This is a genomic window from Staphylococcus sp. GDY8P126P, from assembly GCF_017891965.1.
In the GTDB taxonomy this organism is placed as follows: Bacteria; Bacillota; Bacilli; order Staphylococcales; family Staphylococcaceae; genus Staphylococcus; species Staphylococcus saprophyticus.
This window is the reverse complement of record NZ_JAESKG010000001.1, coordinates 456,516-469,614: the sequence shown is the minus strand read 5'-3', so window position 1 is coordinate 469,614 and position 13,099 is coordinate 456,516. Positions and strand designations below refer to the sequence as shown.

The 13,099-nt window shown below is 30.4% G+C and carries 10 protein-coding genes; 7 read left to right on the top strand and 3 right to left on the bottom strand.

The annotated features are described in order from the left end of the window. The first annotated feature begins 34 nt into the window (after positions 1–34). Positions 35–1,324 carry a dicarboxylate/amino acid:cation symporter gene (locus KA893_RS02300; protein WP_210125566.1) on the top strand — a complete coding sequence of 430 codons (1,290 nt, stop codon included), beginning with the start codon at positions 35–37 and terminating at the stop codon, positions 1,322–1,324. A gap of 765 nt (positions 1,325–2,089) precedes the next feature. On the opposite strand, the gene KA893_RS02295 is transcribed toward KA893_RS02300, so the two are convergent. The 3 genes from KA893_RS02295 to purU form a co-directional block, all read right to left on the bottom strand. Further along, positions 2,090–2,398: a carbohydrate kinase family protein gene (locus tag KA893_RS02295; protein WP_210125564.1), complete on the bottom strand. Its 309-nt coding sequence runs from the start codon at positions 2,396–2,398 to the stop codon at positions 2,090–2,092. 335 nt (positions 2,399–2,733) lie between these two features. Then, positions 2,734–3,534: an ABC transporter permease gene (locus KA893_RS02290; RefSeq protein ID WP_041080116.1), complete on the bottom strand. Its 801-nt coding sequence runs from the start codon at positions 3,532–3,534 to the stop codon at positions 2,734–2,736. 473 nt (positions 3,535–4,007) lie between these two features. After that, on the bottom strand, positions 4,008–4,859 hold the full coding sequence (purU, locus tag KA893_RS02285; protein ID WP_011302813.1) for a formyltetrahydrofolate deformylase: 852 nt from the start codon (positions 4,857–4,859) through the stop codon (positions 4,008–4,010). 428 nt (positions 4,860–5,287) lie between these two features. On the opposite strand from purU, the gene xdrA reads away from it, so the two are divergent. The 6 genes from xdrA (at position 5,288) to yhaM (ending at position 13,019) form a co-directional block, all read left to right on the top strand. Further along, positions 5,288–5,752, top strand: a complete 465-nt coding sequence (gene xdrA / locus KA893_RS02280) for an XRE family transcriptional regulator XdrA (RefSeq protein WP_002482887.1) — start codon at positions 5,288–5,290, stop codon at positions 5,750–5,752. 247 nt (positions 5,753–5,999) lie between these two features. After that, complete coding sequence (locus tag KA893_RS02275; protein WP_129530956.1) at positions 6,000–7,130, top strand: DUF445 domain-containing protein; 1,131 nt, start codon at positions 6,000–6,002, stop codon at positions 7,128–7,130. Positions 7,131–7,198: 68 nt separating this feature from the next. Beyond that, a complete protein-coding gene (locus KA893_RS02270) occupies positions 7,199–7,543 on the top strand; it encodes a YlbF/YmcA family competence regulator (RefSeq protein WP_002482889.1) in 345 nt (114 codons plus the stop codon). A 415-nt stretch (positions 7,544–7,958) separates the two neighbouring features. Then, on the top strand, positions 7,959–9,143 hold the full coding sequence (locus KA893_RS02265; protein WP_041080114.1) for a metallophosphoesterase family protein: 1,185 nt from the start codon (positions 7,959–7,961) through the stop codon (positions 9,141–9,143). 1 nt (position 9,144) lies between these two features. Further along, positions 9,145–12,078 carry an ATP-binding protein gene (locus KA893_RS02260; RefSeq protein WP_129530957.1) on the top strand — a complete coding sequence of 978 codons (2,934 nt, stop codon included), beginning with the start codon at positions 9,145–9,147 and terminating at the stop codon, positions 12,076–12,078. After that, complete coding sequence (yhaM, locus tag KA893_RS02255) at positions 12,078–13,019, top strand: 3'-5' exoribonuclease YhaM (protein ID WP_210125562.1); 942 nt, start codon at positions 12,078–12,080, stop codon at positions 13,017–13,019. Before KA893_RS02260 ends, yhaM begins: the two co-directional genes overlap by 1 nt. The last annotated feature ends 80 nt before the right edge of the window (positions 13,020–13,099 follow it).

The window sequence follows — 13,099 nt, the reverse complement described above, 5'->3', positions numbered from 1 at the left end:
AATAAATAGTAATAACTAAAAGGGGGATATTGCTATGAAAACGAAGCATCTTTCATTAAAGATTGTCATCGCGTTAGTATTAGGTATTGCAATTGGTTCTATCTTTAATGTATTTTCGAATACAGCTTTTGTAGAAAACGTAGATAAATACCTATTTAATGTTATCGGACAAATCTTTCTGAATTTAATCTTTATGTTAGTAGTGCCAGTTGTTTTTGTTTCCATCGTCTTAGGGGTAGTCGGTGTAGGTGATCCAAAATTATTAGGGGGCATAGGTATAAAAACGATTACCTTCTATTTAACCACGACAGCGATTGCAATTATCATTGGTATTACATTGGCTTTAGTATTACAACCCGGTGCTGGAAAATCAGAACTATTAAATAGTGATGATGTATCCAGTTATCAACAAACATTAGAGAAAGAAGACAGTTCACAAGATTCAGCCGCCAAACAAACATTTGATCAAACTTTAATTAATTTATTTCCTAAAAATCCATTGCAAGCCATGACGGATGAAAATATGTTGCAAATTATTACATTTGCTATTTTCATTGGTGTAGGTATTATCATGGTGGGTTCAAAGGCACAAATGGTTCATAAATTTTTAGAACAAACCAATGATGTACTCATGTATATTGTAACAATGATTATGAGTGTCTTTGCACCAATTGGTACATTTGGTCTTGTAGCACATGCCTTTACTGGTGCTGGATTTGGGGCAATCCAGCAATTAGGTATGTATTTCTTTATTGTCTTACTGGGGTTAGGGATTCATTTCTTTGTGGTATATGGTGCTGCCGTTAAATTTATGGCAAAATCAAGTCCATTAAAGTTTTTCAAAGACTTTATTCCAGCTATCACATTAGGTTTTAGTGCTTCAAGTTCTACGGCTACTTTACCTGTATCATTAGAATGCACGAAAAAAATGGGGGTTAGACGGGAAATTGCTTCATTTGTTCAACCCTTAGGCGCAACGATTAACATGGATGGTACTGCCATAATGCAAGGTGTTGCAACGATATTTATCGCTCAAATTTCTGGCGTGACTTTATCTGTTTCGCAAATTATAACAGTTGTCGTTATAGCAGTTGTGGCATCTATTGGTACAGCTGGGGTTCCTGGCGTGGGATTGATTATGCTCGCAATGGTATTAAATGCAGTAGGACTAGATCCAGCAGCCATCGGTATTATTTTAGGGATTGATAGATTACTTGATATGACAAGAACATCACTCAATATAACAGGCGACGCAGCATGTGCTTTAGTTATTTCAAAGGCTGAAGAAAGAAAGTTAGCAAAAGAACGTACACTTAATGAATAAATATAGATTAATAAAGGGTAGGGCATAGAAATCAAATTTTCTAATAAAGATTACGTCGTCCTACCTATGCAATCAAGGCAAAGATGACTAGAATAAAGCTTTACCTGAGCTAACGTGCATACATAAGTCTCACTAGCATTTTTATGTGGCATATCTAAGCTTTAGCTTATGCAAAAGAACGATTTGTTTCTATAAAAATGGAAAAATAGTTTTTATAAATAAGTGAGTCTTTATATTTTCAACTCAATCATCTACTGCCTAATTGAAAAAGTCTGAGACATCTATTTTGTCTCAGACTTTTTAATGCGTACTGATATGCTTTAATAGGTTCGTATTTTTAATAATCATAAACACTGAAACACGGATATCATCAAATTAGAAGTGATTTGCATCATATGTTATCTTGTGATTGATCTAAATTTGAAGGAGCACTATGCATATGAATAAAAATAAATTATATGTACTGATTGTCTTAGCAATTTGTTTAATAATAACGGTGATATGCACATACTTTTTTATAAAGAGAGGTCATTATTCAGTATTCATAACATTATCTATACCTTTTATCATTTTAATTATTGATTATTTCTTAGGCAGAAAAGATGATAAAGATAAGTAGTGACAGCCGATTAAATTAGATGCAATATATGTGCAATAACATAAGTAAGTTGCACGTTTGATAGGCAAATTTAATTGATAATCAGTTGTCTGTTACAAACATTTTTTTAGTAACTTGTATTGAAAATGATGAAGGCTAAATGGGTATTATGTAATAGCATGATACAGTTCTACAAATTTTTTTGCATCTTTACGATGGACTTGATCAAATATCCATGTTTCACCATCATGGTCCATTATTGTAATTCTAAAAGGTGAAAGTGAGAAACCTGTCTTCAAGCTTTTGATATCTGTAAATAAAAATGTCTCCTTAATATTTCCAATTTGCATTGTCTCTAGAGATTTAAAGATGATACGATCATCTAGCAAAATGAGTTGCCCTGAAACAGTTTGTAATTGAAAAAATTTTAACGAAGCACTTATAGCAATGACGGGATGATTGATATATACTTGCATAATTAATTCCCCAATCTAAAGTTTATTTGTCATATATTGATAAAACATTTACTTATAAATTATTTTAATTGAGTATAACATGAGAATAGTCTATTACAAATTACATATATGAAATCTCGGATAATTGTGGAGTTTCAATAATGATTACATCGTTTAGCTAAGGGCGGTTAAATTGAGAAGTGGAAAATAATGTACATTTAAGCTAATGCACATGTATAAAGCCCCGGATACACTTTATATAGAATACAAAAGCTAGAGCTTATGTATAGGAATGCCTTATTTTCATAAAATGAAAAAGTAGTTCTATCAATGTAAGGGAGCTTTATTAAGATAAATTACATAAAATCAGCAAAATGATCTCTATAACGCATGTGCACGACAGCTCCTACGATAAAAAGAATCAAGACAAGTACAAAATTATAAACAGTTAAATGCCAATGATTAATAAAATACCATTCTTTGTGCAATAGGGCGGCTCGGTATCCTTCAGCTAAAAAATAAATCGGGTTTAATTTCATGACTGTTACCACAATTTCATTTTTAGGTGCGTATAATATGGAAGATACAAAAAATATGATTCTCATTAACGATTGAATAACCATTTGCGTATCACGAATCAATACGGCCAAAGTTGATGTGAATATTGAGATAATAGTCGTTAATATTAAGGCATAAGGTACATAAATTAATAATTGTAATGAATAAATAGAAGGGTGATATCCACCCGAAAAGCAAATGATTAACACAATCAACAATAAGCCGAGATGTCCATAAAATCTACTAAATACAATGTAACTAGGTATGACAGATAATGGAAAATTCATTTTTGCAACTTGATTGTATTTTGATACAATCGCTTTTGTACCCTCTAAAACACCTTGATTTACAAAAAACCACATACTTATACCTACAATAAGCCAATAAATAAAAGGTATCCCATCATGAGTAGCATTATTCCGTAAACCTAGACCAAATACAAACCAATATACTGCAATTTGCAATGCTGGATTAATGATTTCCCAAGCTACACCTAAATAATTGTTATGGTTAGAAATTCGTAATTGGAAATCTGCTAGTCTTTTAATTAAATACAGGTTCGTCAACTGTTCCTTTAATATAAACCATACTGAATTCATTTGAACATATCACGCTTTCATATTTAGTTTTTATTAATATTAGTGAAAATAATTATACATTATTTTTGGAATGTAAGTAAATGAATTATCATTTGATACATAGAATATTTTGAGTCATATGATAGGGAGAATAAAAATAGATTATTGAATAGTGCGATTAGATCATTGCTTTCCAATATACTGGTATTTCGAGTCTATTAAATTTAAAAAAATTAATGAAATCGCAAAATCATTTTATAATCGTCAGATTCTGTTGTATAACAGAATTGAACGATATATAAGTAAATTAAAGAAGTATATTACAGGAGTAAGTGGAACTATATATAAATAATAAAGTTATCTGAAGTCAATACAATGAGTTTCAGATAACTTTAAATGTATCTATTTACAATAGTAGGTTTTAGAAAATATATAATTCTTAAAAATTTTATTTTTTATCTCTGAAACAGTGATTAGTACACAAAAAATATTTGTTAATTAAAGACAATCGTCTTATTTCCATCATTTACAATAATTTTATGTTGTACGTGATATTCGACTGCTTGTGCTAGCACGGTTGATTCAACGTGACGTCCTATTTTTCTTAAATCTTGAACACTGTAGCGATGATTTATGCGTGTGACATCCTGTTCGATAATTGGGCCTTCATCTAAATCCGACGTAACATAATGACTTGTAGCGCCTACAAGTTTAACACCGCGTTCCCAAGCTTGTTTATAAGGATTTGCACCGATAAATGATGGCAAGAATGAATGATGAATATTTATAATTTGGTTTGGATAATGACTTACAAAATGATCAGTTAAAATTTGCATATATTTTGCTAGTACAATGAGATCGATTTCGTGATGGCTACAAATATTAAGTATCTCTTGCTCTACTTCTTGTTTCTCTTTATTATTTGGCACATAATAAAATGGAATAGACAAAGATTCAGCAAAATGTCTGTTTGTTTCATGGTTACTTACGACACATACAATTTCTGCAGGCAATTCACCTCGTTGTACTCTTAATAGCACTTCGTTAAATGCGTGATCTTCTTTAGAAACAAATAATGCGATTTTCGTTTTATCATTATTATCGAAAAGTTCAAATTTTATATCGTATTGATTTAAAGTCGATTCTAATGCTTCTTTAAGTTCTGTAACTTGTTCAAATTCTAAGCGTAAAAATAATTTACCATTTTCAGATTGGTTGCTTTCATACTCTGTAAAATGATCTAAATGTAAAATATTAGATCCATGATCCGCAATAATCGTTGTAATTAATGACGTTAAACCTACGCTGTCTGTACATCTAGCTAGTAATATATATGTATTTTTCATATTAAGCACCTCAAAATTTTAAAAGTAACTCAGATTATAATGAAAATTCTAAATAATGTAAACAAAAGCTATCATTTAAATTAATTTAGAGAAATTTGTAGTTTATCTATGCGTAAACAAGAAAAATGGTCTATAATAATAAATAGTGTTTTTATCTTAAAAGAGTAATAAGTAATTTGAGTTGATAACACATTTCACAATAATAATACGCTTACAAACAAAGTGATTTTTGTTTTTAATATATTATAAGATATAAGATTGATTATTTTGATAATTGCGCCAATGATAATTAACAATGAAAATTTCATTTCACTCTTTTATTTTCCTAAAAATTGTATTATGATGTAATTTGTGTTTCAAGAAGCGTGTATTATTGCAATTTCTTGTGTCCGGATAAAATATTCTTTTATGAAAGGTAGATTAAAGTAATGGATAGACAGAGTTTCACAGATTTAATTCAAACAAAATTTAAAATGGTACGTATTGAAGCAGGTTATACGCAAGATACGATGGCCCAAACAATAGGTCTTTCTAAAAAGACATTGGTACAAATAGAAAAAGAGAGAGTATTACCTAACTGGACAACATGTGTGTCAATTTGTGCATTATTTAGAGATTCAGATGTGTTAAATAGTACATTTGGATGTGATCCTCTAGAAATGGTACAAACGATTTCTCGTAATCATTGTGCATATCCTAACCATTCTACAACAAGTGATATCTATTGGAACACTGTTGATAGTCGTAATGGCTTCATCTTACAAAGTAACAAAGTGAGTGATATCTATCGTGTGCTAAATCAAGAGACACAGCCGATATTTGGTACTTCAAAATTAAGAGAAGCTGAAACTTATTTTGGTAGAATTTCTAAAGAAGAATTAATGCACGTATAATATTAATTCAATTAGTGATAGAAGAATCATTATTTATATAATTATCAGTCATGGGAAGTGATATTATATATGAATGATTTAGTCACTCTACCTCTACTTGACCTAAACATAGATTTAGGTCTTTTTTTATGTTATAAGTAAAATTTTGGAATGTTTTTCTACGCAATGAATCGTTATATGTTATACAATGTAAAAATGATTATAAGAAAATTTGAAATTTATTTAAGAAAACAAAGGAGTCATACACATGCAGACATTTTTAGTTATCATCTTTATGATGGTTATAGGCGCACTGATTGGTGGGGTAACCAATGTCATTGCTGTTAAAATGTTGTTTCACCCGTTTAAAACATATTATATTTTCAAAAAAAGAGTGCCTTTCACTCCAGGATTAATACCTAAAAGAAGAAAAGAAATTGCGGATAAAATTGGTCAAGTTGTTGAAGAACACTTACTTACAGAAGAAGTTATTCAAGCTAAGTTAAATGCACCAACTTCTAGAGATGCAATTGAAGAGATTATATTTAAGCAAATCGCTAAATTGAAAGAGAATCATACGACAATACAATCATTAGCAGACATTGTAGATATTGATTTTTCTAAAACAGCAAATCAAAAATTAGATGAATTAATTTCAGATAAAATGGATAACTTTTATTTAGATTATCAAAATACGCCAATCCAGCAACTTATTCCTAATGACATTGAAAGTAGTATAGATGATAAAATTGCGCTACTTCCTGAGTTGTTATTTGATAGAGCACGCGTATACTTGAAATCAGAAAAAGGTGGGGCAGATATTGCTTCTATGTTAGATACATTCTTCAACGAAAAAGGAAAAATTGTTGGTATGTTACAAATGTTCATGACAAAAGAAAGCATTGCAGAGCGAATACAGCATGAACTCATTAGATTAACGAGTCATCCTAAAGCAAAAGCAATTGCTACGCAGATTATTGAAAATGAATATGCAACAATGAAATCGAAACAGTTGAATGAATTGATAAATGAAACGCAATATCAAGCTTTTAAAACATCAGTGACAGAATTAGCATTAGGATATGTGGACTTAGAACAAACTTCACATAAACCATTGCATACCATTATGCCAAGCTTTATTTCATTCTTAGAAACAAAAGTATCTAAGACGTTAACCGATGTAATTATTGATAATGCGTCAAAACATCTATCTCCAATTATGAAAAAAATAAACTTGAGACAAATGGTAGAAGAACAGATTAATACATTTGATTTAGCTTATATTGAAAAATTAATCATTGATATCGCTAATAAAGAATTGAAATTAATCATGTTTTTGGGATTTTTACTCGGTGGCATAATCGGTTTATTCCAAGGTGTAATTGCAATTTTTGTATAACATATTAAATTATGTTATTGTAATATCGATGTGGTTTTCACACATATACAAAAAAGGAGTGAAGCATAGTGGCAGTAAATTTATACGATCATGCAAATCAATTAGAACAAGCATTAAGAGAAAGTGATGAATATCAAGCTATTCAAAATGCTTATGCAAAAGTTAAAGAAAATCAAGAATCAAAAGATTTATTTGATGAATTCCGTGAAACACAATTAAGTTTCCAACAAAAACAAATGCAAGGTGAAGAAATCGGTGAAGAAGAGCTACAAAAAGCACAAGAACAAGCTCAAAAAATCGAAAATGATTCAAACATTTCTGAATTAATGGCTGCTGAACAAAATATGAGCCAAGTATTCCAAGAAATCAACCAAATCATTGTTAAACCTTTAGATGAAATTTACGCTGACTAATTTTTAGTTGAATATAAATGAATTTTATTTAAATAATATAGTCGTTTAAAGAATAAAACAGTAATCCTATCTTTTATAAATTTGATTTTGTAGTAGTTCAATACCGATGCGACCTATATGGTTAAATAGATCGAGACATATATTTGTCTTGGTCTATTTTTTTGTGAATATATAGATTGATTATATTTTGGCTATTGATTGAAAGGGATTTTTACTAATAAGGTAGATATGAGAGAAACAAAGTGATTGCTCGCTTAGTTTTATCGACTGGTGAATAAACAATATGGTAAAATATAGAGGTAAAAGGATTGTTATGCATACAATTTAACAAGTGACAGAAATAACTTAGATGTTAATTAATTGTGGTATATGCATAAGTACAAATAAACCTTTCAATAAAGGAGAACTATACTGTATGGTGAAATTTATTCATTGCGCTGACTTACACTTAGATAGTCCTTTTAAATCTAGAAGTTATCTTAGTCAGTCTATTTTTGATGATATGCAAAAAAGTGCTTACGAAAGTTTTAAAAAAATAGTAGATTTAGCATTAAATGAAGAAATAGATTTTATGATTATTTCTGGTGATTTATTTGATCAACATAACCGCACGCTACGTGCAGAGGTATTCTTAAAGGAACAGTTTGAACGATTAAAGAGAGAACAAATATTTGTTTATTTATGTCACGGGAATCATGATCCATTATCAGCAAGTATTGGCACAGTATGGCCAGATAATGTTTCCGTTTTCTCTGAAAATGTTGAAACTTATCAAACAATCACTAAAAATGGCGAAGAGATTTATTTGCATGGTTTTAGTTATCAAAATGATGCAAGTTATGAAAATAAATTAGATGCATATCCTTCAAGTCAAGGTCAAAAAGGCATACATATTGGTATCTTGCATGGTACATATAGCAAATCAAATACCAATGATCGATATACTGAATTCAGACTAGAAGACTTAAATAATAAGTTATATCACTATTGGGCTTTAGGCCACATTCATGAGCGTCAACAACTGAGTGATATGCCACAAATTCATTATCCTGGTAACATTCAAGGCAGACATTTTAAAGAGCTGGGTGAAAAAGGATGCTTGTTAGTTGAAGGGGACGATTTAAAACTCAACGCGCAATTTGTTCCTACTCAATTTATAAGATTTGAAAAAGCAACTATAGAATCGGATAAAACATCGAAGCAAGGTCTTTTTGATGACATTCAATCTTTTAAATCACAAGTGAGAAAAAATGGAAAAGCCATCTATCAACTGAATGTTGTTGTAAATTCAGATCAATTGATATCTGAACAAGATATTTTGCAAGTACATGAAATGATAAGTGATTTTGAAGAAAATGAGCATGATTTTGTATTTGTAGAACAACTCTCAATTAAAAACAAATATGAAGATCAAAATACATTAGTTAAAGAATTCTCGCCTGAATTAATAGATGATACAACTGTTTATGACGGTGCTATGAATGATTTGTATTTAAATCCCAAAGCGTCTAAATATCTAGAAAATTATAGTGATTTCGATAGAAGAGCATTAATTGAACATGCTGAAGAATTATTGAAGTCAGATATGAGGGGTGAATAATATGAAAATCAAATCATTAGAGATTTATGGATACGGTAGATTTATTGAAAGAAAAATTGAATTTGACGAATCATTTACTCAGATTTATGGTGAAAACGAAACGGGTAAATCTACAATACAAGCATTTATTCATTCAATTCTCTTTGGATTTCCTACAAAAAAAGAGAACGAACCACGTTTAGAACCAAGATTAGGTAATCAATACGGTGGTAAATTAACATTAATTCAAGATGACGGCTCGCTCGTCGAAGTAGAACGTATTAAAGGCAGTGCGACTGGTGATGTGAAAGTTTATTTGCCTAATGGTAGCATTAAAGATGAAAGTTGGTTAAAAAAAGAACTTAATTTTATCTCGAAACGTACGTATCAAGGGATTTTTTCATTCGATGTTTTAGGGTTGCAAGATATTCATAAAAATATGGATGAAACACAATTACAAAATTATCTTTTACATGCTGGTGCTTTAGGCTCTACTGAATTTACGACTATGCGTGAGGTATTAAATACTAAAAAGGAAGAACTTTATAAAAAAAATGGTCGCAATCCAATTATCAATCAACAAATAGAACAACTGAAAGAATTAGAAGGCCAAATTCGTGAAGAAGAAGCAAAATTAACTTCTTATAAGCGATTAGTAGATGATAAAGATAAAGCAGAAAGACGACTTAATAATTTAAAACAAAATTTAGCACAGCTATCTAAAATGCATGAACGTAAACAAAAAGAACTCGCTTTACTTGAACAGACTCAAGAGTGGAAACAATTGGAAACCCAATTGAATATAGAGCCTGTTGTTTTTCCAGAACAAGGTATAGATCGTTATGAATCGGCAAAGTTACAAACTCAAAATTTAAAGCGTGATATCAGTTTAAGAACAGAACGGTTAGCACATCTTAAAGCCGAAAATGAAAAAATAACAGTACCAAGGCAAAGTGACATTGATGCATTTAATCATTTACATCAACAAGAAAATGAAATAAAACAAAAAGAATATGAAGTTAAGGCGTTAGATAAAGAAATACAAGATAAAGAACGTGAAAAAGAAGGCTTGAAGTCAAACATTGGATGGCAAACTGTTCATCATGAAGTCGATGGTTCAGAAGCTATGAAGAGTCATGTCAGTAATCAAATAAAAGATAAACAAGAACAAATGGCTTATATCCAACAACTCGAACGTAATATTGAAGAAAATAAAATTGATAATGATACAAATCACGCAGAAATGAATGCGCTTGAAGCAGATATTGTTCCAGAAGAGAACTTTGAAAAGAAAAAACAATATAATAGACAAGTGTTTGAGCTTCAAGAGAAAAACAATCTTTATCAAAAAATGAAAGAAACATTTGATAAAGAGCAAAGAGAGAATGAGAAGAAACAAAATTTAATGCGAATAAGTTTAATTATATTGGCTATTATTGGCATTGGACTGACAGTCTTCTCATTTGTATCTGCGAATATCATTTTCGGGATTATCTTTGCTATTCTATCAGTCGTATTTATTGTCGGTATATTCTTTGTTAAAACGAAAGAGGTCGGACATAGTGAATCTTTCTCTAAAGAAATTGAAGATTTGCAACAGCAAGTAACACAACTTGAAGATAACTATGATCTTGACTTCGACTTGGATGATCAGTACAGAGTACGAGAACAGCTACAAACAACAATCAAAACAAAAGAAGCAATAGATAAGAAGGCTGAATACTTAACCAATACTTTAACTCAGGCAAAGGAACAATATCAAAATGCGCAACAAAACATTGATAAAGTGAAAGCTGATTTATATTTATCTGATAAAATGTCAGATGAATTAATCGTAGATAGTATTGGAACAATGAATAAAATTAAAACACATGAAAAGCATATCGATGATTTGCAAACACAGGTACAAGCCTTAAAACAACAATTAAATGATTTTTACGAACATGCGCAAGAAGTAACTAAAAACCAATTTACGTATTTTAATGAATTATCGCTATTTCACGATATAAGACAATGGCTTAAAGAAGAAACAAGTAATTTGGAAAAATGGACACGTAATGATGAACAAATCAAATTAATTGAAAGTGAAGTTTCACAACTGAATAGTAGATTAAATGAAAATAGCCGTGTGATTGACCAATTATTCAATTTTGTTAATGTTAACGATGAAGAATCATATTATCAACATCATGTTCAATATCAAAATTATCATCAAAATATGTCGAGATTTAATGACTTATCAAAATATCTGGAAAATCAAAATTATAATTATGATACAAGTTCAAGTTTAAGTGAGAAAACATCTGCACAACTTACTAACGAAGATGAAGTATTAGCACGTCAAGTTGATGATTATAATGATCAGTATTTAGAAATGCAATCTGAAGTAAGTGACTTAAATGCCAAAATCACAGATATGGAAACAGATAAGACTTTAGCTGATTTAAGACATAGATTCCACATATTGAAAAATAAAGTGAATGCTGAAGCGAAAGATTGGGCAAGTTTAAGTTATTTACAAGCATTGGTAGAAGGACATATTAAACAAATTAAAGATAAACGTTTACCACAAGTGATAAATGAAGCAACAGATATCTTTACGCATTTAACAAATGGTCATTATGTTCAAGTTACGTATGCAAATGATAATTTAATGGTTAAACAAGTTAATGGTCAAATGTATGAACCCGTTGAATTAAGCCAATCAACAAAAGAAATCTTATACATTGCATTGCGTTTAAGTTTAATTAAAACATTAAAGCCATATTATCCGTTCCCAATTATCATAGACGATGCGTTTGTTCATTTTGATAAGCAAAGAAAAGAAATCATGATGAATTATTTGAGACAAATGCCTAACAGTTATCAAATCCTATACTTTACATGTGTGAAAGATAATAGTGTGCCTTCAAAACAAATTATTACTTTAGATAAAATTCAGGAAGGCGGTAAATAATGAGAAATGTAGAAAAATTAAATCCAGGTGATTCAGTAGATCATTTTTTCTTAATCCATAAAGCGACACAAGGTGTTACTGCTCAAGGTAAGGACTATATGACACTATACTTACAAGATAAAAGTGGCGATATAGAAGCCAAATTGTGGACTGTGAGTAAAGAAGATATGAAAATATTAGAACCTGAGAAAATCGTACATGTTACTGGTGATGTAATTAATTATCGTGGTCGTAAGCAAATGAAGATAAACAAGATAAAATTAGCTACACCAGATGATAATATGAAAACGCAAGATTTTGTTGATGGGGCGCCGCTTACTCCAGATGAAATTCAAGAGGAAATATCGCATTATATGTTGGACATTGAAAATGCAACGTTACAACGTATTACGAGACATTTGATACGTAAGCATCAAGAAGCGTTTTTTACTTTTCCAGCAGCTAGTACACATCATCATAATTTTGCGAGTGGTTTAAGCTATCATGTGTTAACAATGCTACGTGTTGCAAAATCAATTTGTGATATTTATCCATTGTTAAATCGCAGTTTGATATATAGCGCAATTATTTTGCATGATTTAGGCAAAGTTAGAGAATTAAGTGGTCCAGTAGCTACTTCCTATACTGTCGAAGGTAATTTATTAGGGCATATTTCAATTGCTAGTGATGAAGTCGCAGAAGCGGCAAGAGAGCTGAATCTTGAAGGTGAAGAAGTGTTATTGCTACGCCACATGATTTTAGCGCATCATGGTAAAATGGAATTTGGTTCGCCGAAATTACCTCATATGAAAGAGGCAGAAATATTATTCTTCATTGATAATATAGATGCGAAAATGAATATGTTTGAAAAAGCTTATAAGAAAACTGATAAAGGTCAATTTACAGAACGTATTTTTGGATTAGATGGTAGACAATTTTACAATCCTAAATCGCTAGATTAATAATGAAGGTCTTTTAGGTTGGATATATAATATTAAAAGGTTCGAGACATTTGTGGATGTTCTCGAACCTTTTTCATTTT

Excerpts from the sequence above, each read along its gene's own strand:
- KA893_RS02300 (WP_210125566.1), top strand. The coding sequence starts at position 35 with ATGAAAACGAAGCATCTTTCATTAAAGATTGTCATCGCGTTAGTATTA.
- KA893_RS02295 (WP_210125564.1), bottom strand. The coding sequence starts at position 2,398 with ATGCAAGTATATATCAATCATCCCGTCATTGCTATAAGTGCTTCGTTA.
- KA893_RS02290 (WP_041080116.1), bottom strand. The coding sequence starts at position 3,534 with ATGAATTCAGTATGGTTTATATTAAAGGAACAGTTGACGAACCTGTAT.
- purU (WP_011302813.1), bottom strand. The coding sequence starts at position 4,859 with ATGAAAAATACATATATATTACTAGCTAGATGTACAGACAGCGTAGGT.
- xdrA (WP_002482887.1), top strand. The coding sequence starts at position 5,288 with ATGGATAGACAGAGTTTCACAGATTTAATTCAAACAAAATTTAAAATG.
- KA893_RS02275 (WP_129530956.1), top strand. The coding sequence starts at position 6,000 with ATGCAGACATTTTTAGTTATCATCTTTATGATGGTTATAGGCGCACTG.
- KA893_RS02265 (WP_041080114.1), top strand. The coding sequence starts at position 7,959 with ATGGTGAAATTTATTCATTGCGCTGACTTACACTTAGATAGTCCTTTT.
- KA893_RS02260 (WP_129530957.1), top strand. The coding sequence starts at position 9,145 with ATGAAAATCAAATCATTAGAGATTTATGGATACGGTAGATTTATTGAA.
- yhaM (WP_210125562.1), top strand. The coding sequence starts at position 12,078 with ATGAGAAATGTAGAAAAATTAAATCCAGGTGATTCAGTAGATCATTTT.